The following is a 20,882-nucleotide window of genomic DNA, read 5'->3' as shown; positions in this document are numbered from 1 at the left end:
TGGTGGGTAATTATGCAGAAAGAACTATTTTACAGTGGAGGCAAAACAAGAATTAATTTAGGCGTCAGTAGACTAACATCATCAAGTTACATATTGTCGTGAACTAGGTCAGCTTTTATATAAAGGGTTGTATGTTTGATTAGCACAGCGTAACCAAACGTGTGCGAGCACCGCTTGCCGCTATCCTGCCGGAAGCCTGCTTCACACTCTTCTTTACGTTCTCCACTGTGCTAATAGCATGGATATTCAGACCCCGCCCATCGCCCCCGCTCACTAACCTTGAAAGGAACAGCACAAATCCGGGAGGCCAATCATGGAAACAGACAAAGCCATCGGACTGATCGAGGCCCACGGAGTCTTTCACGGGGATCACTAGAGCTTCAACAGTGGCGAGTTCGTGCAGTGGTGCCAGGAAGATACTCACCAGCCCCTCAGCCTGGAGCAGGCCAATCACGATCTGGCGCCCTTCTGCATCCGGATCGGTTTCGCCGAGCCGGTCCGGTCGTGGCGTTACTATCTCACCTGAACTACCTCACCTGAGGGGGACGCAGAGGGCGGGAGGAGCCGCGCGATGCGGTGAATCAGTGAAAAAGGAGCCGGCAAGGCTCCTTTCTTGTGATGGGCGGGGCGCTGGGGGAGGGCCGGGGTCCTAGTTATCGAAGTTCCAGGCAATGGGCAGCTCAAGATCGAAGACGAGCTGATCCCCGTCGAGGGTGAAGGCCACGCTGGTCTGGTGCTGGTCGTATTCGTCGATAAGGCGGCAGCTCTCGGAAAAGTTGGATTCGTAGCTGAGGCGGGCAGTGCCGCCGGTGCGAGCCTCGTCGAGTTCCACCCCCAGCACCCGCAGGGGATCCTTCTGGCTGAGCTTGACCCGGCTGTCGCCCACATCCACCAGCCGCTCCAGCAGGGGGAAGAAGTCCTGCTTGTTGGCCTCGATGGCCCGGGCGATGGCCTGCTCCAGTTCGGTGGCGCTGGCAAGGGCGGGAGCCAGCGTGTAGCGGGTCTGGATGCTTTCCTGAGTCATATTGTGCTCCTTGGGGCAATGAACCTGCGTCGGCCATCAGCACGATAGGCGGTGAACAAGGTGTGCCTAGCCATTAAATGAGGTGGTGATTCATTCTGGTGGATAAAACCATCACAAAAAACCGATGAAGGCAGCATATTGCTTCTCGTCAGGCGGGAATGCGGCCATTGCGCACCAGGGCCCGGCGGATATTTTTGCACATCTTGCCGAAGCGGTTGAGCTCGTCGAAGCTGGGCGGGATGCCGCGATCGATCTGATATTGCCAGTAGCAGAGGTCCGTATCCACCAGCTCCATCAGCTTCTTGGGGCAGCCGATGCAGGTGTTGTCCGGCCCGCATTTGAAGGTATCCGGATGATAGAGCGGAAATTCCGCCTTCACGGCGTCGATGATCTGCTGCATGGCGGTCATGCGGTCCGGCTTTCTGCTCACGGTCTGGCTCCCCGGCGGCTTGTATGGGGGAGTCATTATATCCCTGGCAAAATGTGGGCCAATGACGCTTAGGAGGTAGTCCGACTTGCGTGCAAGCCACCGCACCCCGGATCCTGCGCCTGCTTCCCCCCTGGTGGTCTCTTTTGTCAGGCGCCGTTTCGGGTCATGATGAAAGCCCCGAACGAACCACTTTTTGACTGACCCCTCTGGAGGTGCGATGAGACCCTGTGCCCTGCTGTTGCTTTTTCCCCTGGTGTGCCAGGCCGAGGCCAGTCCGAGTGAACCCGTGCAGGAAGGTACCCTGGCCAATCAGCAGCTGATCCGGGATGCCATGGTGGGGGTCGCATCTTGGGTGGCCACCAAGGGGTGTGACGCGCCGGAGCGCTTCGTGCCCGTGGTACTGCAACTTCCCGAGGGGGAGCCGGGCGGTCGCCACTGGCAGGAGCGCTGGACGGTGACGGGCTGTGACAACGTCTATCCCGTGGTGATCGATTTTCGGGAGACCGGGATGCAGAGCGCCATGTGGACCATTACCCGATAGGGTCGGCGCCGCCATCTGCAAGCTGCAAAGATGACAACGCCCGGCAAGCCGGGCGTTGGAACAGGGTGAAGGGGAAAGCCCGTCATCAGAAGTCGTGGTAGAGGGGCCAGCCGAGCAGGGGGTGGCGGATCCCGGCGCGCATCTCCATGTTGTCGAGCTTCTCCGGCGAGGCGTCCTCTTTTTGCAACTGCTGGTACTGGCGCACAAAGCCGAGGGTGTGGAGGAGGTTGGGCACAAAGCCCGGGCTCAGCTCCTGACGCAGGACGGCGGCCATGTCGGCGGGCAGCGCGCTCAGCATCAGGGCGAGCTGGGCTGCGAGGTAGTCGGTGTCATACCAGCTCTCGTCGAGCTCAATCTCCCGCGCCAGTTTGCGCTTGAGATCCTGCTTCACCTTGAGGGGGGCGGCGCCACAGCCCTTGCCGCAGAGGATGCGGTAGAGCAGTGCTTCGGCCAGTTTATCCTCCATGGTGGGGTGGTCGCTCTCGCAGGCGAAGAAGTGCTGGTCGATGAGCGCCATCAGGCGGCTCTTGTTGTGCTCGGTCAGCGCCTTCTCATACTCTTGCCACCCTTGCCACTCCTCCACATCGGGCGGGCTCGAGATCTTGTCCAGCAGGCGGGCATCCACGTCACCGTAGAGGCTGTTGCCAGCCTGCTTGGGGCTGACGGTGATGAGCATCGACCAGCCCTTCTGGAACGGCTTGATGGGGCCTTCCGGCGCCTGCAGCAGCGCCAGCGCCTTGGCCGGATCCCGCGCCGAGAGCTCCTGCAGGCCGAGGCTCACCACGCCGATGACGTCATGGGCGGCCTGCTCCAGCAGGTGCATCTTGTACTTGTTGTAGTACTTGTCGGCGAATTTGAGGCTCATCAGCACCGCCTTGCCCTTGATGGCGGCGAGCTGTTGCTGACTCAAGAATTCGTTGTCGCGGCCAAAGCGCAGCACCTGGGTGAGATAGGGGCCCTGGTTGGCATCGCGAATGACTAACTGCATGAATGGGCTCCTTAATCCAGAAAGCTGAACATGTCGTCGACGTCGCCGTACTCGTCTTCCTCGACCTTGTTCTTCTCTTTGGCCTGCATCACCAGCTCGGCGGCAAACTTGTTGATGATGCCGTCCCAGGTGGAGTGCTCGTTGCGCAGCAGCGACTTGATGGATTTTTCCACCTCGGGGGCCAGCTCGCGAATGAGCATCAAGAGGCTGCGGGGGTCGTCCAGCGCGTAGTCGTGGCTGTCTTCGGCCTGCTGGCGCTCGCTGTAGCGCAGGGACTCTTCGAGATCTTCCTCTTCGGCGTGCAGCACGTCGCGATAGCCTTCGTCCTCTTCATAGCGATCGCCGCGATAGAACTCGATAAAGGGGATGGCGAGGTAGAAGAGACCGGCCGGGTCTTCGGCCACGCACTCGAGGATCTCCCGCTGCTTGGCTTCGCTCTCCTGGGTGCGGATCAGGTAGTTGAGGAAGTCGAAGGTGTGCTGTTGCAGCTCGTCGGCGTTGTTCTTGATCGCCTCTTCCCAGTAGAGGGGCTGCTGGCAGACGATGTCGCGGATCCGCTCCGGGGTCATCAGCTCGGAGATGATGGAAGGGAAGGAGATGTCGTGCTGGCCGTTGATCTGGGTCAGGGTAACGATATCAATGTTTTCAATCACTTCTGCCAGCTGGTCGTCAGACATGGTCTTGGCGATCAGCTCGAACTTCTCGCTGGCCTGCTTCGGCTCGATAACGGCCAGCTCTTTGATCTCGATGGCGGTAATTTCTATCAGACTGTTGCTCATGCCTTGCCCCAATTAGAAACGGACTTCGTCGTACATATCCTGCTCGCCGTCGTCATCACCATAGCGGCCACTGCCGCCGTGGTAGTCGGCGTCGGCATCTTCCCCGTCTTCCTCTTCTTCGTCCCGCAGCTCGTAATCGTCATCAGCGCGGTGGCTGCCGCGTGGCAGCGGGTTGTCCAGCAGGAACAGCACGGCGCAGGCCTCCATCAGCTGATCTTCGCTCTGTGCCCGCACCGCCTTGACCAGCGGCAGGATGGCGTTGTTGAAGCCGACGCTCACCTTGAACTCGTCCCAGGAGGGCTGCTCGCCGCTGGCGAGCCACTTGTTCCACTGCGACTTGGCCTTGGCCGGGAACTGCACCCGGCCATAGAGGGCAAGCGGCAAGTATTCGGGCATGAACTCCAGCATGCTCATGTCGGCCAGCAGCAGGCTCTTCATCTGGTCGGTGAACTGCTCGAGCCCCTTGGGGTCATCCTGATCCCGGTAGGATTCGATGTTCTCGCTGGCATCGCTTTGCAGGGCCTTGAGCCGTGCCTGGTCCCATTTTTTTTGCATAGTCGCTCTTCTTGCCTGGTGGCTCAGGGGTAGAACTGGTCCCACATCTCCTGCATGGCAGCAGCGGGATCGGTCACGATGACGTTGTTAAAATCCTTGATAAAGGCGGCCCGCTGTTTCGGATCGGACAGCACTTCATAAGCCTGCTTTACCTGGTGCAGCCGGGCGGCTGCCTGCTCTTTCTCTTCTTCGCTCGCCCCGTGCAGCTTGTCGGGGTGGTACTGGTTCGACAGCCGTCGATAGGCTTTTTTGATGTCGTTTTCACTGGCGTTGGACTTGACGCCCAACACCCGGAAGTAGTTGTTCATGACGGATCCTGCCTCACTGGCATGGTGGAATTCATCCTGTGTCGACCTGGTGACGCAACGTCGGCAAACCAGGCTCGGCAAAAACCGGAGATTTTAACGGAAAGCCGGCGCCTCTGCCATGAAAGTGCGGTCTTTCTGTACGAAAAGAGCGGGCGGTGCGAGATGGCGGCGGGGCTACACTGGCAGAGGGGGGCGGCAGGCCCCGGCGTTGCCCGACCCCCTCTTGTCCGAACCATCCGGATTCTGCCGTCACAAGGAGTCATCGCCATGGTCAAGTCCGCGTTTTTCGTGCTCGCGCTGGCAGGCAGTGCCGCCTCTGCCAGCGACATATTGCCCGTCTCGCCGCTGATGGGGGATGTCACCAGGGCCCAGTTCATGGAGCGCGCCGCCCAGCGCTTCGCCTTGCAGGACAAAAACGGTGACGGCGTGCTGTCGGTTGCCGAGAAAGAGGCCAACCTGGCAAAGCTGGCTGGCGTGATGCAACAGGCTGGCAAGCCGGTCCCGGAGCGGATGAGCCAGCTCAAGCCGTCGCGGGAGACCACCAGGGCCCAGTTCATGGCGCGGCAGGAGGCGCTCTTCTCTCGCCTGGACAAGAACGGTGACGGGGTGATCGGGGAGTCTGAGCGTCTCGACATCAAGGCCAATCTGGAGAAGCGGGCGATGGAGGCCGCCCAATAGGGCGGGTTGTCAGCCCTCTGATGAAAAAGAGCCCGGTAGCGATACCGGGCTCTTTGCATCTCTGGCATGAAGGGGACTACCAGCTTGCCCAGAGCAGCCGCAACCTGAGCCCCCAGGCGCTGCTCCAGCCGGTGGTGCTGCTCACCAGAGCCCCATCCTTGATGACGAGGAAGGTTGGTGTCACCCCCACCTGCCAGCGGGCGGCCAGATCCCCGGACTCGTCGTTGTGGGTGGGGAAGGTCAGCCCCTTCTTCGCCATCCCGGCGCGCAACGGCTCATCGCTGCCGGAGCGCAGGGCCACCGTCAGCACATTTTCGCCCTCCTGCCAGAGCTGTTCCACCGTGGGAGTGGTGAAGCGGCACACCCCGCACCAGCTGGCCCAGTAGTAAACCAGCAGGGGCTTGCCGCGGCTCTGCTCGGCCAGAGTGGTGGTGGTGCCGTCCTGCAGGGTGAAGGGGGCCGCCATGGCACCCGCCGGCAGGGTGGGGCTGCGCCACAGATCCACCAGGGTGGTGATGACGAGCGCCATCAGCAGCAGCCAGAGCGCCTCCTTGCCCCAGCGGCGCCAGCGGGGGGCCTTTATGCCTGCATCCTCGGCCATGGCTTAGCTCCGCTTGGCCAGCTCGGCTTTCACCAGCTGCTCCAGCTCGTCATAGGGAATGGCGCCCGGCACCAGCTGGTTGCCGATAAGGGTCGCCGGGGTGCCTTGCACGCCCAGCAGGGTGCCGATGCGCAGGCTGTTGCGCAGCTCCTCGGTGGCCTTGCCTGCGGGCTTGAGGGCCAGGTTGTCGGTGGCGGCCAGCGCCTTGTTGATGTCCGTCTCGGTCAGCATCCCCTGCTTGCTCATGAGCTTGTCGTGCAGGGGGAGGAAGCGGGCAGGATCCTGTTGCCACAGGGTCAGGCTGTACTGGGCTGCCTTGGCGGAGGTCTGCCCCTTGAACGGCAGCAGCTTGATCACCAGCCCCAGATCGTCCGGATAGGCCGCGAGCAGCTTGGCGACCGCCGGGTCGAACTGCTTGCAGTAGGGGCAGTTGTAGTCGGTGAACAGCACCAGGGTCAGCTTGGGATGCTTGGCGCCGAGGCGCGGGCTGGTGGGGCTGTTGAACAGCACGTCCTGGTTGCCCTTGATGAAGTCACCCATCTGGGCTTGCTGGGTCGCGGCGTTCTGTTTCTCCCAGGATTCGGCTGCCTCGTCGAGGATCCCGGGGTTGGCGATCAGGGTCTCGCGAATGAGCTCCTTGATGCGGGCCTCCTGCTCCGGGGTGAAGGGGGCGGCGTGCAGCGTGGGGGTGCCCAGGGTGGCGGCTACCAGGGCGGTGCAGAGGGTCAGGGTTCGCAGTCTCATGGCATTCTCCTTAGAAATGGGTGGCATCGGCCTGAACGAGGCCGGCCTTGTGCAAGCTGTCGAGCAAGTCGGCCTTGTCCAGCAGGGGAGAGAGGACCTCCCCTTCCGGCAGGCCGGGCCCGTAGATCTGGTTGAAGGGAACGGCGGCGGCGCCACGCTGGCGCAGGAAGGCGGAGATGGCATCGCTCGGCCGGCTCCAGTCGCCGCGAAGGGCCACCACGTCCGGGGCCGACAGGGCGCGCTGCACCTCGTCACGCAGCAGCACGTTGTATTTGTTGGCCTTGCAGGTGACGCACCAGTCGGCGGTGACATCCACGAAGACCCGCTTGTTCTGGGCCAGGGCGTCGGCGATGGCCTGTTCGGAGAGCGGCTGCCAGGCGATGCGATCGACGCTGCCACTCCTTTTCACCGTGAGGGCGCCCCCCAGCAGCAGGGCGCCGCCGATGAGTGCCGAGAGGGAGAGGGCCAGGGTGAAACCGCGCAGGCCATAGCGCCAGAGGATGCCCATCAGCAGTGCCAGCACCATGGCGGCCATCAGCCAGCCGGTGGCCGTGCTGCCCAGATGGTTGCCAAGCAGGCTCGCCAGCCAGAGGCTGGAGCCCAGCATCATCAGCCCGAGCAGGATGCGCAGTTGCCCCATCCAGCGCCCCGGTTTGGGCAGCCAGAGGGCGAGGCGCGGCAGGGCCGCCACCAGCAGCCAGGGCAGGCTCATGCCAAGGCCGAGGGCCGTGAAGATGAGCCAGAGCTGGCCGAGGGGCGCCGCCAGGGCAAAGGCCACCGCGGTGCCGAGGAAGGGGGCCGAGCAGGGGGTCGCGAGCAGGGTGGCGAAACTCCCTTGCAGGAAGTGGCCGCCGAGCCCCTTGCCGCCGAGGGTGGCGAGGCGAGTGCTGAGATCGCTGGGCAACCTTATCTCGAACAGCCCCAGCAGGTTGGCGCAAAACAGCAGGGTCACCGCCACCATGAAGCCGATGAAACCGGCGCTCTGGAACTGGATCCCCCAGCCGACGGCGCCTTGAGTAGCGCGCAGCAGGCTGCTCATGGCTGCCAGCACCCAGAAGGAGGTGATTATCCCGGCGCTGGCGGCGAGGAACTGTTTGCGCACGCCTCCTTGTTCGCTCTCTTGCTGCTGCAACACGGTGCCGAGTTTCAGAGCCAGCACCGGCAGCACGCAGGGCATCAGGTTGAGGATGAGACCGCCGAGCAGTGCCGCCCCCAGCAGCCAGAGAAGTGGCTGCCCCGGGGCCGGCAGGGCGAGGGGATCGGTGATGGTGGCGCGGGTCTGCCAGGCCTGCTCGCCGCTACCGAGCAGCAGGCCGAGGGATTGGCCACGCAAGTCTGGGGCATCCCCCTGCCAGCCGTCGCTGACCGGCACCCGGGCAATCAGGGTGGTGCCGCTTACCTCGAGCGCGGGCTTGCCGAACTCGGCCCCCTCCAGCGCATCGATGAAGAGCGCAGGCGCCTGCCAGCCCTCGACCCGCTCGGCCCGCAGTTGCAGCTGGTTATGCTGGTAGCCGAGCTCGACCCGGGTGTCGGCGGGCAGCGTCTGTGGCAGGGTGCTCATGGCCCGGGCCCAGGCGAAGTCAAAGCCGGCCGGCGCCTGCCCATCCGCCGCCAGGGTGAAGGGGTAGTCGGTCAGAATGCAGACATTGCTGCAGGTGGAGAGGCGCAAGGTGCCCTTGAGCGGCTGCCCGGCCGGGTAGCCCAGGCTCAGGGGGAAGCGTACCTGCTCCTGATAGCCCTGGGTGTTGAGCCCGGCCACCTCGAAGGGGCGCGGCGTGGGCCAGTGCCACTGGAAGTCGCCGACCGGCTCATCCCACAGGATCTGGGGCGCAATGCCTCCTTCACCCGGGCTGTGCCAGTAGGTCTTCCAGCCTGACGCCAGCTGGACATCGAGCAGGATGCGGGTCTGATCCGGGACGCTGCGGTCGGCTTGCAGCCTGACCTTGGCGTGACTGTTCTGGGGGCGGGTGAGCCACCCCGTATCGCTGGCCAATCCGCTGGATTGCCACAGCAGGCTGCCCAGTAGCAGGGCCGCCTTGAAGAGATTCGACATGTGTTGGGTCTCGCAAAAAATGAGTGACAGCAGGCTGAAAAAGCGCGGCTGAACTCATTCCCGCCAGACGCAGAGGGTGAGGTGCAGTCGCCGCTCCGGCGGCGAGACATTGATGGGGGGAGGCAGTGCCGGCGCGCGCCGTGACAGGGGCACCAGCAGGGCAATCACGAAGGCGATGGCGAAGAAGAGTTGCTCCACGCACAGCAGACTGGCGGCGCTCAGCCACTTGCCGTTGAGCTGGCAGCTGTTGGGCTGCACACTGGCGGGCGTGCCCTTGTCAGCCTGGTCGTCGGCTGAGGCAAACTGGGGCAGGGTCTGGCAACTCACGGCGTGATCGAGCAGGGCGAGGCGGGCCAGCGGCTGGGCCGCGCAATTGAGCACCAGCAGGCAGACCAGCAGCAGGAGTCGTGTCGCCGCGCGTTGTTGCAAAATCATGCTCGCCCCGTTCATCAAGATGGCCACATCCTAGCGGGCAATGGCGGGTGGGGCAAGCCGGGGTGGCCGGTGGCGTCCGGGGCTGGTCGGTTCTGTCTGGCGAACGCTTGTTCGCTAAAAGGGGGACCAGTATACTGCGCCGAGTCAAATTCCGAGGTGTTCGATGCTCAAACTTGCCCGTGTGCTGCTGCTGGCACTGCTGCTCGTCTTCTGGTTCCTGTTCGGCCTGTTGCTTTGTCTGGTGCGCCCGCGCCACCCGAACAACGTCTATGTCTTCGCCCGCATGTATCATGCGGTCTGCCCGCTGATCGGCCTCAAGGTCCGGGTGACGGTGGCCGACGAGGTCAAATCGGTGGGGCCTGCGGTCTATGTCTGCAATCACCAGAGCAACTACGACATCTTCACCGTGACCGGCGCCGTGCAGCCCGGCGTGGTGGCGGTGGGCAAGAAGAGCCTGCTGTGGCTCCCCTTCTTCGGTCTCATCTTCTGGCTCTCCGGCAACGTGCTGATCGACCGCTCCAACCGCTCCCGCGCCATCGGCACCATCGGCCAGGTGGTGGATCGCATCAAGCATCGCGGCACCTCCATCTGGATGTTCCCGGAGGGGACCCGCTCCCAGGGGCGTGGTCTGCTGCCGTTCAAGGCGGGGGCCTTCCACACTGCCGTCCAGGCCGAGGTGCCCGTGGTGCCCATCGTCTGCTCCAGCTACTTCGGTCAGGTCGATCTCAACCGCTGGGACAACGGCGAGGTACTGCTGGAAGTGATGGCCCCGGTGTGCAGCAAGGAGCACGGCGCCGCCGGCATCCGCGAGCTTTCCGACACCTGCCGGGAGAAGATGGAAGCCAAGCTGGCGGAGCTGGATGGCAAGCTTGGCCATCGGCCGGCGGCCTGAGCCCGGTTGCAGAGAAGAGAGGGAGCCGCTGGCTCCCTTTTTTATTGGTAAAAATCACCATCTTGTTGGTTTTTTTCACCACGCTGTATCCGGTGAACATCCATCGTCAACTTTCATCTAATTGTAAATAAAGGAAAAAATATTCTGGCACGGCTCTTGTAATGTCATGGGAAGAGAGTGACACCCCATCAACAAGGAGCCAGACCATGAGCGTATTCAGCCGCCTGACCGACGTGATCAATGCCAACCTGCACAGCCTGCTCGACAAGAGCGAAGAGCCGGAGAAGATGCTGCGGCTGATGATCGAGGAGATGGAGCAGGTCCAGGTCGAGATGAGAACGCAGGCCGCCCGCGTCATCGCCGAACAGAAACAGCTGGAGCGCCATCAGCAGGCGCTGCGCAACCAGATCCAGGAGTGGGCAGCCAAGGCCGAACTCGCCATCCAGAAGGGCCGCGAAGATCTGGCCCGTGCCGCCCTCACCGAGAAGCTGGCGGAGATGAAGCAGTGCGAGCGGCTGGAAGAGGACAAGGCGCGGGTGGCCGAGGTGCTGGCCCAGCTCACCGCCGACAGCGAGCGACTGGCGGCCAAGCTGACCGAGGCGCGGGAGAAGCAGAAACTGCTGACCCTGCGCGAGCAGACCGCCCACAGCCGCATCCGTGCCCGTGCCCAGGTGGACAACCAGCGCATGCACGAGCTGGTGGCCCGCTTCGACGGCTTCCAGAACCGTGTCGATCAGCTGGAGGCCCAGCTGGAGGCGGCGACCCTGGGGCAGAACCCGTCCCTCGAGGCCCAGTTCCGCGAGCTGGAGCTGAACGACGAGATTGAGCGGGAACTGGCCCGGCTCAAGGGTCAGAAGGTGGAGGCATAACCATGACACCCTGGCCCAAGGATCTCGCCCATCGCAAGCTGACCGGGGTCTGCGCCGGTCTTGCCAGAGGGCTGGGGGTGTCCAGAGTGACGGTGCGGGTGGTGGCCCTGCTCGCCCTGATCCTGATGCCGCCGCTGGCCCTGGCGCTCTATCTGGTGGGGGTGCTCGTCATGCCTCCCCGCCGTGAACTTCAACGCTGGCTGGGGTGATCTCCGGATCGCCCCGTCGGCAAGTGCAAGCCCGTGAGGAGCACAACATGCTGGAATTTATCGTCTTGATCCTGGTGCTGATCGGCATGGCGCTGACCGGATTCACCGTGCTGGCCATGCTGCTGGTGAGCGGGGTCTTCGTGCTGTTTGGCGCCCTGGCCGGCATGTTTGCCCTCATCATCAAGCTGGCGCCCTGGTTGCTGGTGGTGCTGGTGGTGTGCTGGCTACTCAGCAACAGGCGCAAGCAGTCGAACACCTACCGTTAAGCCTCCCTGATTTCGCATCCTTCCTTGGCCACTGCTTGCAGTGGCCCTTTTTATGGGGGCGACACAGGGTCGGTGTGCGGGGTGGCAAGCCAGGAAAGGCTCCAGCCGTGCCACAACGCCGGCTCGTGTACCAGGCGCTCCTTGAACGCCTTGCTCTGCTGCTTGAGGCGGTACTCGAGGCGCAGCGCCTCGCGTTTGCCGGGGACCTCCTGCTGCCATACCAGGGAGAGGGGCCCCTTGCCGCGCAGGGCTCTGGCCCCCTTGCCGCTCTGGTGCTGACGCAGTCGCCGCTCGGGATCCGTGCTGATCCCCGCATAGAGTGCCCCGGTGCCGGTGCGCACCAGATAGACAAACCAGCGGGAGGGAGTGGGGGTGGTGAGGGTCACGAGGTACGCCACCTGGCCCGCTGGCGCCCAAGCCGGTGCAGGGGCAGCAGGCTCACCAGCAGGCCGGCCCAGACGAAGGCAAAGCCCACGGATTTCACCGGATCCGGGATCTCGCCAAACCAGAAGAGGGCGAGCAGGAAGGCGAGGCTCGGCTCTATGTATTGCAGCAGTCCCACCGTGCTCATGGGCGTGCGCGCCACCGCATAGCAGAACAGCCCCACCGGCAGCAGGGTGGCGGGGGCGCTGCCCATCAGCAGCAGCTTGTCACCCCAGTCACCGGCCATAAACTGGCTGGTGCCCTGCAAGGTCAGCCAGCCGATGATGAGAAGGGCGACGGGCAACTGCACCAGGGACTCCAGATAGAGGCTGGTACCGGCGTCCAGTCTCACCTTCTTCTTGATGAGGCCGTAGAGGGCGAAGTTGGCCCCCATCACGAGGGAGAACCAGGGCAGCTGGCCGTAGGAGAAGAGCATGTAGGCGAGCCCCGCCAGGGCGAGCGCCACCGCCAGGTGTTTTTGCGGGGTGAGCTTCTCTTTGAGGAAGAGCACCGCAAAGGCGATGTTGAAGAGCGGGGTCATGAAGAAGGCGAGGCTGGTGGCCAGCACCTGGCCTGTGGTCAGGCACCAGGTGAACATGCACCAGCTGATGGACATCACGGGGCCTGCCAGCAGCACGAGGCCGAGCTGCCGGGGATCGCCGCGCAGGGCCCCCCAGGGTACCCGCTGGCCGAGGAGCAGAAGCAGGCCTCCCAGCAGCACCACGGACCAGAGCACCCGGTGGGAAAGCAGTTCCCACATGTTGATCTCCGGCATGAACTGGTAATAGAGGGGCAGCATGCCCCACAGCACGAATGAGAGGGCCGCGCTGCCGGTGCCCATCCAGTTCTTCATCTCTCTCCGTTTATTAAACTAAACAATGGCGGCTGCATGATAAGTATCCGCCGCCCCTTTCACAAGCGGGAGCGGGGAGAAAACTCTGGTACTATCGGGCCCATGAACCGACTCGATCCCCTGTTTGAACAGATCCGGGCCTGCCGCCTGTGCGAGGCCCACCTGCCGCTCGGCCCAAGGCCGGTGATCCGCGGCAACGAGCGCGCCCGTCTGCTCATCATCGGCCAGGCCCCCGGCACCCGGGTACACGCCAGCGGCATCCCCTGGGACGATCCCTCCGGCGATCGGCTGCGCTTGTGGCTCGGGGTGGACAAGGCCACCTTTTACGATGAATCCCGCATCGCCATCATGCCCATGGGGCTCTGTTACCCCGGCAGGGGCAAGTCGGGGGATCTGCCGCCGCGCCCGGAATGTGCCCCCACCTGGCACGACAAGGTACTGATGCTGCTGCCCAACATCGAGCTGACCCTGCTCATCGGCCAGTATGCGCAGGCTTACTACTTGAGGGCGGCGGCGAAAGGATCGCTCACCGAGACGGTGCGACACTGGGCGGACTATGGCCCGGCCTGGTTGCCGCTGCCGCACCCGTCCCCGCGCAACACCCTCTGGCTCAGGAAGAACCCCTGGTTCGAGCAGGGGGTGATTCCCCATCTGCAGCAGAGGGTCGCCCCCCTGCTTGACCCGGCAGGCTAGAGCGCCGGCTCGGCCTGGGGCTTGGGCTTGCTGCGGGCCATGGCGACCAGCGGCAGTATGATGCACAGGCACCCCAGCAGCAGCGGCAGCCCCGGCTGTTCGTCAAACAGCCAGACCCCGATGGCGACCGCCATCAGCAGCCCGGTGTACTCTGCCGAGGCGATCTTGCTCGCCTCCGCCTTGCGATAGGCCATCACGCACAATCCTGCATAGACCATGATGAGCGCCGAGGAGCCGAAGGCGGGCCACCACATCTGCCATTGCCACTCGCCCCCTTCCCACCAGGCCAGCGCCAGGATGAAGGGCATGCTCAGCACATTGGTGAAAAACAGGGTCTGGGCGATGGGCTGCTGGAGCGGGATGCGCTTGATCAGCAGGTTGTTGACCGCCAGGGAGAGCGCCACCCCGAGCGCCGCCAGGGCGGCCCAGTTTACCTCGGTCGGGCGTAGCACGATGAGCACCCCGACGAAGCCGAGCAGCGCCGTCAGCACCTTCTGGCGCGAGAGTGCCTCCCCCGCCAGCCAGACCGCGAGCGGCACCATCAGCAGCGGGGCGGCATAGAAGAGGGCGTTGGCGGTGGCGAGCGGCAGCCGGGTGAGGGCGACCACCATCAGGCAGACGCCGACGGCCCAGATGTGGGCCCGCAGCAGGTGCCACTTGAGGGCTACCGGCGGGTTGCGCCGCCAGGACCAGAGCAGCCAGGGGGCGAGCAGCAGGGCTGCGGAGAGCTGGCGGAAAAAGACAAACTGGAAAATGGGCTGGTCCGGCTCCAGCACCTTGACCAGGGCATCGGAGAAGACCGCCACCATGTTGCCGAGCACCAGATAGAGGATGCCTATCCCGACTGCATTCATACCACCTCCAGATTCAGATGAGGGGAGGGTAGCCCGCGGCCTGTTATCCAGTAAAATGATAAAAAATCATCACGCATGAGAAATTTGGATAATGAAGCTGCCCCCCCTGCGCGCCGTTCAATATTTCGAGGTGGTTGCCCGCCTGCTGAGTTTTTCCCGCGCCGCCCTGGAGCTCAATGTCAGCCAGAGTGCGGTCAGTCACCAGATCCGTCTGCTGGAGGATTTTCTGGGGGAGCGGCTGCTGCTGCGCCAGGGGCGGCTGCTCTCCCTGACACCCCAGGGGGAGATCTATTTCGAGGGGATCGCCGCCGGGTTGGTCCAGATTGCCCAGAGCAGCGAGCAGTTGCGCGGCGGCGGCGAGCTGCGGGTGCGGCTCGCGGTCTACAGCTCCTTTGCGGTGAAGTGGCTGATCCCTCGCCTGGCCGGGCTGCGTCAGCTCTATCCCGAGCTGGATCTCAGCCTGGAGATGGTGGCGGAAGATCCCGAGCTCTCCGACAGGGTGGCGGACGGTTTCATCACCGTCTCCCCCGAAGGGCCGGGCTACATGCACGATCTGCTCTATCGGGAGCGGCTGATGCCGGTGTGCAGTCGCCGGATGTGGCAGCAGGTGGAAGGGGATTGGCCCGCCACCTTGTGGCAGTTGCCGCTGCTCTCCATCCAGGCTATCTACCGCGAGAAGGGGGAAGATTGGCGGCGCTGGGCCGAAATGGGGGGGCTGACCATTCCCCCCGAGGCGAGGGTGCACCATTTCAGCCATATCCTGCTCGCGCTGGAGGCGGCGAACTGGGACCAGGGAATGGCGCTCATCAACGACTACATGTTGCAGCCGGAGGATCCGCGTCTGGTGCGGCTGCCCCTGCACGCCCTCGAGACCGGCGACAACTTCTATTTCGTCTTCAAGCGCTCGCGTGCCCATGAACCCGCCATCAGCCGGTTGCGTCAGTGGCTGTGGCAGGAGTCGCAGGCGAGCCTGAGACCCGGGGAAAACGAGCCTCTCAGGCGCGTCTGAACGGGCTGGGGGCCCTATGCAGAATGGACGGTGCAGCCCACGACGCAGGAGTCTGATTCGAGAGGCCTGATGGCACTGGCGAGACCAGGACCATCAGGAGCGGGTCAGGTGCGCTTGAACTGGCTCAGTACAAAGAGGGTGGTGGCGCAGACTACGACCGAGGGACCGGCCGGGGTGTCTTGATACCAGGAGAGGGCAAGGCCCCCCAGCACGGCGAGACAGCCTGTCAGGGCGGCAAAGCCGGCCATCTGCTCCGGGGTCTGGCTGAAGCGGCGGGCGGTGGCGGCGGGAATGATCAGCAAGGAGGTGATGATGAGCGCCCCGACGAACTTCATGGCCACGGCGATGACCAGGCCTATCAGCAACATCAGCACGCAGCGCAGCACATCTACCCGCACCCCTTCCACCCGGGCCAGCTCTTCCGAGATGGTCATGGAGAGCAGGGGATCCCAGAGCCGCCACAGGGTGAGCAGCACCAGGGCGCCGCCGCCGTAGATCCAGAGCAGGTCCATGGGCTGCACCGAGAGCAGGTCGCCAAACAGGTAGGCCATAAGATCCACCCGCACGTTGTCCATGAAGCTCAGGGTGACCAGACCCAGCGACAGGGCGCTGTGGGCCAGAATGCCGAGCAGGGTGTCGGTGGCCACCTGCTGGTTGCGGCTCATGATGACCAGCAGCATCGCCATGGCGAGGCAGCAGACCACGACCGCCAGGGTGAGGTCCACCTGCAGCAGGATGCCGAGGGCAATGCCGAAGAGGCAGGCATGGGAGAGGGTGTCGCCAAAATAGGCCATCTTGCGCCACACCACGAAGCTGCCAAGCGGCCCGGCCAGCAGGGCGATGCCGAGTCCGGCCGCGAGGGCGTATAACAGAAAGCTGTCCACGTGAAGATCCTAGTTGTTGCGAGAGGGCAGGCGGATGACGGGAGCCTGCGGTTCATGATGATGGTGTTCGCCATCGCAGTGGTGATGGTGGGTATAGACCGCCAGCACCTCCCGCTCCGGTCGCCCGAACAGGCGGGCAAATTCCGGGTGCCGGGCCACGCTCTGTGGCTCGCCGTGGCAGCAGACGTGGCGATTGAGGCAGATCACCTCGTGAGTGCTGGCCATCACCAGGTGCAGATCGTGGGAGACCATCAGCACGGCGCAGTGGAACTCGGCGGCCAGCTGGCTGATGAGGGCATAGAGCTCGATCTGGCCCGTGATATCTACCCCTTGCACCGGTTCGTCCAGCACCAGTAGCTCGGGCTTGACCAGCAGGGCGCGGGCCAGCAGTACCCGCTGCATCTCGCCACCGGAGAGCTTTTGCATCCGGTTGTCCAGCAGATCCTGGGCGCCGACCCGATTGAGCGCCTCCTCGATGGAGAGGCGGCTGTTCTTGCCAAGCTGCAGGAAGCGGCGCACCGTCAGGGGGAGGGTGGGGTCCAGATAGAGGCGCTGGGGTACATAGCCGACCCGCAGATCGCGGCGGCGGACGATGTCCCCCGAATCTGGGCGGAGCAAGCCCAGCACCAGCTTGCTCAGAGTGCTCTTGCCCGCCCCGTTGGGGCCGACCAGGGTGGTGATTTTGCCTTTGTTCAGGGTAAAGGAGACCTTGTCGAGCACGAGTCGTCCGTCAAATGAGAGACAGACCTCTTTCAGCTCCACCAGTTGGGTCATGACAGCTCCGGGGTTTACAGCCTGTGAGAGTTATAATATAACAGCGACGTTGGTTTGTTATATTATCACACACATACTCCCTGACGAGACCTCTATGCGAATTCTTGCTCTGATCACTGCCCTGATGGCGGTGAGTCTGCCTGTCCGTGCCCTCGAGGTGCTGACCACCATCAAACCCCTGGGCTTCATCGCGGCGGCGATCACCGATGGCGTGAGCGAGCCCGGGGTGCTGCTGCCCACCGGCGCGTCGCCCCACGATTTTTCCCTGCGCCCTTCCGATATTCGCAGCATCAACGAGGCCGATCTGGTGGTGTGGGTCGGTCCCGAGCTGGAAGGCTTCATGGCCAAACCCCTTGCCCGGCATCCTCATGTATTGACCCTGACCCAGGTTCCCGGCATGCCGCTGTACAACTATGCGACCCAGGGGGAGCATGACGATCATCACCATGATGACAAGGATCATGACCATGCCGCCCATGACCACGGCTCGCACGACGAGGGCCATGAAGGGCACCACCACGAAGGGGTGGATCCCCACATCTGGCTGGGTCCAACCCAGGCCAAGGTGATTGCCAAGGCGATTGCGACCGAACTGGGCAAGCTGGATCCTGCCAACCAGGCGCGCTATGCCGCCAATCTCGCGGCCTTCGAGGGCAAGGTTGACGCCCTGGACAAGGTGATCGCCGTGCAGATGAAGGCGGTGGATCAGAAGGGCTACTTCGTGTTCCACGAAGCCTATGGATACTGGGAGCGCCACTACGGCATGAGCTCCAAGGGACACTTCACCGTGAGCCCGGAGCGTCGTCCGGGAGCCAAGACGCTGATTGATATCCGCAAGGCGCTGGAAGCGAAGAAGGCGAGCTGCATCTACGCCGAGCCGCAGTTCTCCCCGGCGGTGATCGAGTCGGTCGCCCGCAATACCGGGGCCAAGGTGCTGCTGCTGGACGAAGTCGGCGAGCAGGTGCCGCTCGGTCCGGACGGTTATCCGCAATTCATGCAGCAGCTGGCTGACGCCTTCGCCCAGTGCCGCTAAGCCTTGCCCGACATTGACGATAGAGGCGACGCGGCCAACTATACTGACCTCCAGCATCTGATATGGAGTGTCAGTCATGAAATGGTTGCTCGTCTCCGCCTGCACGCTGACCCTGCTGGGATCCGGCGTGCAGGCATCCGGTCTCTCCGAGCTCATTGCCAGCCCGGAACTCAGGGCAAAAATGCAGGCTGTCTATGGCGCCAGAGCGATCCAGCGGTCCGAGGCCTTCTCTCGGCTGCTGACGCCAAGGGCCGGAACCACGGACCAGCAGAAGCTGGAGCTGGTGAACAACTACTTCAACAACCTGACCTACAGCGAGGACCCCAGACTGTGGGGGGATGATGATTATTGGGCCAATCCGCTGGAGTTCATCGGGGCGAGAGGAGGGGATTGCGAGGACTACAGCATCGCCAAGTACTACACCCTGATGGAGCTGGGGGTCGACGAGAAGAAGCTGCGGCTGGCCTATGTGAAGGCACTCCGTTACAACCAGTTCCACATGGTGACGTTGTACTTCTCGACCATCAAGTCAGATCCCCTGGTACTGGACAACATCAATGGCCGCATCTTGCCGGGGAGCAAGCGCAATGATCTGCAGCCGGTTTACAGTTTCGATGCCAAAAGCATCTGGATCATGAAATCCCGCCGCGAAGGAACCCTGGCGGGGAGCGCCGATCGCCTGGCCCAGTGGACCTCGATGCAGAGCCGCTTCTCCAGCGAGCATCTGCGCTCCCCCCGTCGCCAGCTATAACTTGCCCGCCGCCTTCAACTCCTCGAAATATTTTGCCGCGCCCGGATGCTGTTCGACACTCAGCACCGGGCCTATCTTGTTGCGCGCCTTGTGAAACAGGTTCGCATAGCCATAGGTCTGTTCGTTGAAACTGGTTTGCTGGCTCAGCATGGCCCGGGTCAGCCGATAGACCTCGTCATCCGGGGTGGCGGCATTGGTCACCAGGGTGGCCGCGATGGCGAAGGTCGGGGTTGCCTTGAGGTTGCCCGGGTAGATGCGTGCCGGCACCTGGCTGCGCTGATAATACCTGACCCCCTTGAGCAGCTGGTCCCTGACGGGCCCCTCGATCGCCAGGAAGCGCACGGCGCAGCGCTTGGCGGTGTCCACCACGATGCGGTTGGGATGACCCATGACAAGGCCATAGGCATCGATCTGTTTATTGCACAACGCTTCGGAGAGATTGGCGACGCTCTTCAAATCGAGATCCTGCTCCTTTGCGCCCAGAACATTGAACAGGGCCAATGCCGTTTGACGAGTCCCTGAACTCTTCAGGCCCATGTCGATGGGGGCCAGCTTGAGCTGCTCCAGGGTGGTGATATCCCCATCGGCTCGCACCACTATGGTGAAAGGTTCGGCGTGGGTGGCAAAGAGCGCCCTCAGCTCGGGTTGTGGCTGGGCAGCGAAAGGCCCGGTGCCCTGGCTGGCCTGATAGAGCCAGTCGGACTGGACGAGCGCATAGGGTACCTCTCCCGTTTTCAGCTGGCGGAGATTTTCGATGGACCCGGAGCTGGCCTGTAGTTTGCAGGGCATCGTGGGGTCACTTTTTTTGGCCAGTCTGCAGAACTCCTTGATGACCTGGTAATAGATGCCTTGCTCCCCCCCTGTGCCTATGGTCATGGTGGTCGCGTGCAGGGTCGGTTGCCACAGCAGGGCGAGCAGCAGCAGCGGGATCCTCATGATGCATTCTCCTGAGTGGCATAACCATCGATGCCCCAACTGCGCAGCATGTCTACATCGCTCACGTCGCCTGCTTCCGCCAGCAAGGTGTAGCCGGAAGCATGGAGGCATTGGGAGAGCAGGTTCCAATAAAGGGGGGACTGGGTGAGCTGGCAACTGATGAAGACGGGTCTGATGGGGTCGAGCCTGGCCAGATTGTCGTTGTTCATCGGGATGTTGCTGAAGGCCAGCTCAATCCCCTGGGACTGGAGTGCAGTCAGTCGCTCCTCGGCCAGGGGGGGAAAGATAGCCAGATCCCAGCGCCAGTCCAGTGTCTTGCCACGAGCGCTGGCCAGCACGGGGGCAAACTGCGCCCAGTCTGGATGGCCGAGCAGGCTGAGAGGTAGCTGGAGCCCTTCCGCCTTCTGGGTCAGCCAGTCGTTGAGCAGCGCCCGAATTTCATCCGGCGAGCTGTCCGTGGTGGGGGGGTGCTTGGGTAGCAGGCGGCTGTAGAGCCTGATACTCCCCTGAGTGGAGAAGAAATGCTGCTGATAGGTGTTGCCATCGGTGTCGACCAGACCAACGAGCTTCTGGTGGGTCGGGAGGGCGTCGTGTTTGCCAAGCTGGGTGATCTTCAGCCGTTGTTGCAGCAGGTCCCGTTTGCGTTCGGAGACCAACTGGTTGATGGAGACGACGACTTCCTGCAATTCGCGAAGCCACGGGGTTGGCAGGTTGCCGCTGAACTGGCGTTTGCGGATCCGGGTCAGTTGCAGACTGACTTGTTCGAGGGGGCGCAGCAGGCGGCGGCACACCCAGGTGATCACCAGACTGAACACCAGCAGGCCGGCGAGCAACGCGAGCCCGGTACGACTGATGGCGTTCCACAGATGCTGGTAGGCGTAACCCTTGTGTCCCTCGAGCGTGAGGGTACCGAGAATGCGCCAGCCGTCGGTCAACTCCTGCTCAATCCTGACCGGTGGCATGTCGATAACTGAGGGGAGCCAGCCTGGAACATTTTGCTGTGCGGTGTGGAACACCTTCTGGAACAGCACCTGGCCATCCGGATCCAGCAGGACGACGGAGTTGACGAAACCTCCGTCGAACATGGCGTTCACTATGGTCTCGGCAAGGACCTTGTCATCGTTGAGCAAGGTACCCTGCAGCACCAGCCCCAGCGCGGTGATGGCGGTTTCAAGGTTGGCCGACATCTGGTCGAGAATAGACTGTCGTACCGTGGTGATCTCCAGCACGAGCAGCAGCGCGGCGCCGATGGTGAAGAGGATCAGAATGATTACATTTAACAATTTTGCCAATGACATAC

27 protein-coding genes and 1 pseudogene are annotated in these 20,882 nt (G+C 63.1%); 11 read left to right on the top strand and 17 right to left on the bottom strand.

What is annotated here, in order from left to right:
• Positions 1–313 precede the first annotated feature (313 nt).
• A pseudogene (locus I6L48_RS20935) lies at positions 314–526 on the top strand (hypothetical protein).
• A 123-nt stretch (positions 527–649) separates the two neighbouring features.
• Here the strand turns inward: I6L48_RS20935 and I6L48_RS01505 are convergent.
• Together I6L48_RS01505 and I6L48_RS01500 are read right to left on the bottom strand one after the other, a co-directional pair.
• Entirely contained in the window at positions 650–1,024 is a 375-nt protein-coding gene (locus I6L48_RS01505; RefSeq protein WP_216987704.1) for a hypothetical protein, read from the bottom strand.
• A gap of 148 nt (positions 1,025–1,172) precedes the next feature.
• Positions 1,173–1,424, bottom strand: coding sequence for a hypothetical protein (locus I6L48_RS01500; protein WP_069785622.1), 252 nt, complete (start codon positions 1,422–1,424; stop codon positions 1,173–1,175).
• A gap of 247 nt (positions 1,425–1,671) precedes the next feature.
• Between I6L48_RS01500 and I6L48_RS01495 the strand changes: the two genes are divergently transcribed.
• The gene (locus I6L48_RS01495; protein WP_216987703.1) at positions 1,672–1,995 is read left to right on the top strand and encodes a hypothetical protein; all 324 of its coding nucleotides are present in this window, start codon (positions 1,672–1,674) and stop codon (positions 1,993–1,995) included.
• An 85-nt stretch (positions 1,996–2,080) separates the two neighbouring features.
• On the opposite strand, the gene I6L48_RS01490 is transcribed toward I6L48_RS01495, so the two are convergent.
• From I6L48_RS01490 to I6L48_RS01475, 4 genes are read right to left on the bottom strand one after another with little or no spacing between them, the layout of a single operon-like run.
• Positions 2,081–2,983, bottom strand: coding sequence for a hypothetical protein (locus tag I6L48_RS01490; protein ID WP_216987702.1), 903 nt, complete (start codon positions 2,981–2,983; stop codon positions 2,081–2,083).
• 11 nt (positions 2,984–2,994) lie between these two features.
• Positions 2,995–3,762, bottom strand: coding sequence for a hypothetical protein (locus I6L48_RS01485; protein WP_010672787.1), 768 nt, complete (start codon positions 3,760–3,762; stop codon positions 2,995–2,997).
• A 12-nt stretch (positions 3,763–3,774) separates the two neighbouring features.
• A complete protein-coding gene (locus I6L48_RS01480) occupies positions 3,775–4,317 on the bottom strand; it encodes a hypothetical protein (RefSeq protein WP_216987701.1) in 543 nt (180 codons plus the stop codon).
• Positions 4,318–4,340: 23 nt separating this feature from the next.
• Positions 4,341–4,625, bottom strand: coding sequence for a DnaJ domain-containing protein (locus tag I6L48_RS01475; RefSeq protein ID WP_024943298.1), 285 nt, complete (start codon positions 4,623–4,625; stop codon positions 4,341–4,343).
• A gap of 267 nt (positions 4,626–4,892) precedes the next feature.
• Between I6L48_RS01475 and I6L48_RS01470 the strand changes: the two genes are divergently transcribed.
• Positions 4,893–5,303 (top strand): EF-hand domain-containing protein, encoded by a 411-nt coding sequence (locus I6L48_RS01470; protein WP_041212307.1) that lies wholly within the window; start codon positions 4,893–4,895, stop codon positions 5,301–5,303.
• Between the two features lie 76 nt (positions 5,304–5,379).
• On the opposite strand, the gene I6L48_RS01465 is transcribed toward I6L48_RS01470, so the two are convergent.
• From I6L48_RS01465 to I6L48_RS01450, 4 genes are read right to left on the bottom strand one after another with little or no spacing between them, the layout of a single operon-like run.
• A complete protein-coding gene (locus I6L48_RS01465) occupies positions 5,380–5,904 on the bottom strand; it encodes a protein disulfide oxidoreductase (RefSeq protein WP_113069042.1) in 525 nt (174 codons plus the stop codon).
• 3 nt (positions 5,905–5,907) lie between these two features.
• A complete protein-coding gene (locus tag I6L48_RS01460; protein WP_113069041.1) occupies positions 5,908–6,648 on the bottom strand; it encodes a DsbA family protein in 741 nt (246 codons plus the stop codon).
• A 10-nt stretch (positions 6,649–6,658) separates the two neighbouring features.
• On the bottom strand, positions 6,659–8,701 hold the full coding sequence (locus I6L48_RS01455) for a protein-disulfide reductase DsbD (RefSeq protein ID WP_113069040.1): 2,043 nt from the start codon (positions 8,699–8,701) through the stop codon (positions 6,659–6,661).
• 54 nt (positions 8,702–8,755) lie between these two features.
• Positions 8,756–9,136: a hypothetical protein gene (locus I6L48_RS01450; protein ID WP_039039817.1), complete on the bottom strand. Its 381-nt coding sequence runs from the start codon at positions 9,134–9,136 to the stop codon at positions 8,756–8,758.
• A gap of 163 nt (positions 9,137–9,299) precedes the next feature.
• On the opposite strand from I6L48_RS01450, the gene I6L48_RS01445 reads away from it, so the two are divergent.
• The 4 genes from I6L48_RS01445 (at position 9,300) to pspG (ending at position 11,372) form a co-directional block, all read left to right on the top strand.
• Complete coding sequence (locus I6L48_RS01445) at positions 9,300–10,028, top strand: 1-acylglycerol-3-phosphate O-acyltransferase (RefSeq protein WP_039039739.1); 729 nt, start codon at positions 9,300–9,302, stop codon at positions 10,026–10,028.
• A 206-nt stretch (positions 10,029–10,234) separates the two neighbouring features.
• Positions 10,235–10,897 (top strand): phage shock protein PspA, encoded by a 663-nt coding sequence (pspA, locus tag I6L48_RS01440; RefSeq protein ID WP_113069039.1) that lies wholly within the window; start codon positions 10,235–10,237, stop codon positions 10,895–10,897.
• 2 nt (positions 10,898–10,899) lie between these two features.
• A complete protein-coding gene (locus I6L48_RS01435; RefSeq protein WP_010672796.1) occupies positions 10,900–11,106 on the top strand; it encodes a PspC domain-containing protein in 207 nt (68 codons plus the stop codon).
• Positions 11,107–11,153: 47 nt separating this feature from the next.
• Positions 11,154–11,372 carry an envelope stress response protein PspG gene (gene pspG / locus I6L48_RS01430; RefSeq protein WP_010672797.1) on the top strand — a complete coding sequence of 73 codons (219 nt, stop codon included), beginning with the start codon at positions 11,154–11,156 and terminating at the stop codon, positions 11,370–11,372.
• A 50-nt stretch (positions 11,373–11,422) separates the two neighbouring features.
• On the opposite strand, the gene I6L48_RS01425 is transcribed toward pspG, so the two are convergent.
• Together I6L48_RS01425 and rarD are read right to left on the bottom strand one after the other, a co-directional pair.
• Positions 11,423–11,758, bottom strand: coding sequence for a GIY-YIG nuclease family protein (locus tag I6L48_RS01425; RefSeq protein WP_216987700.1), 336 nt, complete (start codon positions 11,756–11,758; stop codon positions 11,423–11,425).
• The gene (gene rarD, locus I6L48_RS01420) at positions 11,755–12,648 is read right to left on the bottom strand and encodes an EamA family transporter RarD (RefSeq protein ID WP_216987699.1); all 894 of its coding nucleotides are present in this window, start codon (positions 12,646–12,648) and stop codon (positions 11,755–11,757) included. The genes I6L48_RS01425 and rarD overlap by 4 nt, the downstream gene beginning before the upstream one ends.
• 102 nt (positions 12,649–12,750) lie before the next feature.
• On the opposite strand from rarD, the gene I6L48_RS01415 reads away from it, so the two are divergent.
• Positions 12,751–13,341 (top strand): uracil-DNA glycosylase family protein, encoded by a 591-nt coding sequence (locus tag I6L48_RS01415; RefSeq protein ID WP_041214394.1) that lies wholly within the window; start codon positions 12,751–12,753, stop codon positions 13,339–13,341.
• On the opposite strand, the gene I6L48_RS01410 is transcribed toward I6L48_RS01415, so the two are convergent.
• Complete coding sequence (locus tag I6L48_RS01410; RefSeq protein WP_010672801.1) at positions 13,338–14,195, bottom strand: DMT family transporter; 858 nt, start codon at positions 14,193–14,195, stop codon at positions 13,338–13,340. The genes I6L48_RS01415 and I6L48_RS01410 overlap by 4 nt on opposite strands.
• Positions 14,196–14,286: 91 nt before the next feature.
• Here I6L48_RS01410 and I6L48_RS01405 point away from each other — a divergent pair, with 91 nt between their 5' ends.
• The gene (locus I6L48_RS01405) at positions 14,287–15,204 is read left to right on the top strand and encodes a LysR substrate-binding domain-containing protein (RefSeq protein ID WP_216987698.1); all 918 of its coding nucleotides are present in this window, start codon (positions 14,287–14,289) and stop codon (positions 15,202–15,204) included.
• Positions 15,205–15,308: 104 nt separating this feature from the next.
• Here the strand turns inward: I6L48_RS01405 and znuB are convergent, their stop codons facing one another.
• Positions 15,309–16,088, bottom strand: a complete 780-nt coding sequence (gene znuB / locus I6L48_RS01400; RefSeq protein WP_010672803.1) for a zinc ABC transporter permease subunit ZnuB — start codon at positions 16,086–16,088, stop codon at positions 15,309–15,311.
• A gap of 9 nt (positions 16,089–16,097) precedes the next feature.
• Positions 16,098–16,862, bottom strand: a complete 765-nt coding sequence (gene znuC / locus I6L48_RS01395) for a zinc ABC transporter ATP-binding protein ZnuC (RefSeq protein ID WP_010672804.1) — start codon at positions 16,860–16,862, stop codon at positions 16,098–16,100.
• Positions 16,863–16,956: 94 nt separating this feature from the next.
• Here znuC and znuA point away from each other — a divergent pair, with 94 nt between their 5' ends.
• Both znuA and I6L48_RS01385 read left to right on the top strand, forming a co-directional pair.
• Complete coding sequence (gene znuA / locus I6L48_RS01390) at positions 16,957–17,895, top strand: zinc ABC transporter substrate-binding protein ZnuA (RefSeq protein ID WP_216987697.1); 939 nt, start codon at positions 16,957–16,959, stop codon at positions 17,893–17,895.
• 76 nt (positions 17,896–17,971) lie between these two features.
• Positions 17,972–18,646: a transglutaminase-like cysteine peptidase gene (locus I6L48_RS01385; RefSeq protein ID WP_010672806.1), complete on the top strand. Its 675-nt coding sequence runs from the start codon at positions 17,972–17,974 to the stop codon at positions 18,644–18,646.
• Here the strand turns inward: I6L48_RS01385 and I6L48_RS01380 are convergent.
• Positions 18,641–19,582 (bottom strand): TAXI family TRAP transporter solute-binding subunit, encoded by a 942-nt coding sequence (locus I6L48_RS01380; protein ID WP_216987696.1) that lies wholly within the window; start codon positions 19,580–19,582, stop codon positions 18,641–18,643. The genes I6L48_RS01385 and I6L48_RS01380 overlap by 6 nt on opposite strands.
• A complete protein-coding gene (locus tag I6L48_RS01375; RefSeq protein WP_113069036.1) occupies positions 19,579–20,880 on the bottom strand; it encodes a LapD/MoxY N-terminal periplasmic domain-containing protein in 1,302 nt (433 codons plus the stop codon). Before I6L48_RS01375 ends, I6L48_RS01380 begins: the two co-directional genes overlap by 4 nt.
• Positions 20,881–20,882: the final 2 nt, after the last annotated feature.

Source organism: Aeromonas sp. FDAARGOS 1418 (genome assembly GCF_019048585.1).
GTDB lineage: Bacteria > Pseudomonadota > Gammaproteobacteria > Enterobacterales > Aeromonadaceae > Aeromonas > Aeromonas caviae.
Note: the sequence above shows the minus strand (reverse complement) of the source record. Positions and strands in the feature narration are given on the sequence as shown.

Coding starts and splice junctions, on each gene's coding strand:
- I6L48_RS01505 (WP_216987704.1), bottom strand. CDS start 1,024: ATGACTCAGGAAAGCATCCAGACCCGCTACACGCTGGCTCCCGCCCTT.
- I6L48_RS01500 (WP_069785622.1), bottom strand. CDS start 1,424: ATGCAGCAGATCATCGACGCCGTGAAGGCGGAATTTCCGCTCTATCAT.
- I6L48_RS01495 (WP_216987703.1), top strand. CDS start 1,672: ATGAGACCCTGTGCCCTGCTGTTGCTTTTTCCCCTGGTGTGCCAGGCC.
- I6L48_RS01490 (WP_216987702.1), bottom strand. CDS start 2,983: ATGCAGTTAGTCATTCGCGATGCCAACCAGGGCCCCTATCTCACCCAG.
- I6L48_RS01485 (WP_010672787.1), bottom strand. CDS start 3,762: ATGAGCAACAGTCTGATAGAAATTACCGCCATCGAGATCAAAGAGCTG.
- I6L48_RS01480 (WP_216987701.1), bottom strand. CDS start 4,317: ATGCAAAAAAAATGGGACCAGGCACGGCTCAAGGCCCTGCAAAGCGAT.
- I6L48_RS01475 (WP_024943298.1), bottom strand. CDS start 4,625: ATGAACAACTACTTCCGGGTGTTGGGCGTCAAGTCCAACGCCAGTGAA.
- I6L48_RS01470 (WP_041212307.1), top strand. CDS start 4,893: ATGGTCAAGTCCGCGTTTTTCGTGCTCGCGCTGGCAGGCAGTGCCGCC.
- I6L48_RS01465 (WP_113069042.1), bottom strand. CDS start 5,904: ATGGCCGAGGATGCAGGCATAAAGGCCCCCCGCTGGCGCCGCTGGGGC.
- I6L48_RS01460 (WP_113069041.1), bottom strand. CDS start 6,648: ATGAGACTGCGAACCCTGACCCTCTGCACCGCCCTGGTAGCCGCCACC.
- I6L48_RS01455 (WP_113069040.1), bottom strand. CDS start 8,701: ATGTCGAATCTCTTCAAGGCGGCCCTGCTACTGGGCAGCCTGCTGTGG.
- I6L48_RS01450 (WP_039039817.1), bottom strand. CDS start 9,136: ATGATTTTGCAACAACGCGCGGCGACACGACTCCTGCTGCTGGTCTGC.
- I6L48_RS01445 (WP_039039739.1), top strand. CDS start 9,300: ATGCTCAAACTTGCCCGTGTGCTGCTGCTGGCACTGCTGCTCGTCTTC.
- pspA (WP_113069039.1), top strand. CDS start 10,235: ATGAGCGTATTCAGCCGCCTGACCGACGTGATCAATGCCAACCTGCAC.
- I6L48_RS01435 (WP_010672796.1), top strand. CDS start 10,900: ATGACACCCTGGCCCAAGGATCTCGCCCATCGCAAGCTGACCGGGGTC.
- pspG (WP_010672797.1), top strand. CDS start 11,154: ATGCTGGAATTTATCGTCTTGATCCTGGTGCTGATCGGCATGGCGCTG.
- rarD (WP_216987699.1), bottom strand. CDS start 12,648: ATGAAGAACTGGATGGGCACCGGCAGCGCGGCCCTCTCATTCGTGCTG.
- I6L48_RS01415 (WP_041214394.1), top strand. CDS start 12,751: ATGAACCGACTCGATCCCCTGTTTGAACAGATCCGGGCCTGCCGCCTG.
- I6L48_RS01410 (WP_010672801.1), bottom strand. CDS start 14,195: ATGAATGCAGTCGGGATAGGCATCCTCTATCTGGTGCTCGGCAACATG.
- I6L48_RS01405 (WP_216987698.1), top strand. CDS start 14,287: ATGAAGCTGCCCCCCCTGCGCGCCGTTCAATATTTCGAGGTGGTTGCC.
- znuC (WP_010672804.1), bottom strand. CDS start 16,862: ATGACCCAACTGGTGGAGCTGAAAGAGGTCTGTCTCTCATTTGACGGA.
- znuA (WP_216987697.1), top strand. CDS start 16,957: ATGCGAATTCTTGCTCTGATCACTGCCCTGATGGCGGTGAGTCTGCCT.
- I6L48_RS01385 (WP_010672806.1), top strand. CDS start 17,972: ATGAAATGGTTGCTCGTCTCCGCCTGCACGCTGACCCTGCTGGGATCC.
- I6L48_RS01380 (WP_216987696.1), bottom strand. CDS start 19,582: ATGAGGATCCCGCTGCTGCTGCTCGCCCTGCTGTGGCAACCGACCCTG.
- I6L48_RS01375 (WP_113069036.1), bottom strand. CDS start 20,880: ATGTCATTGGCAAAATTGTTAAATGTAATCATTCTGATCCTCTTCACC.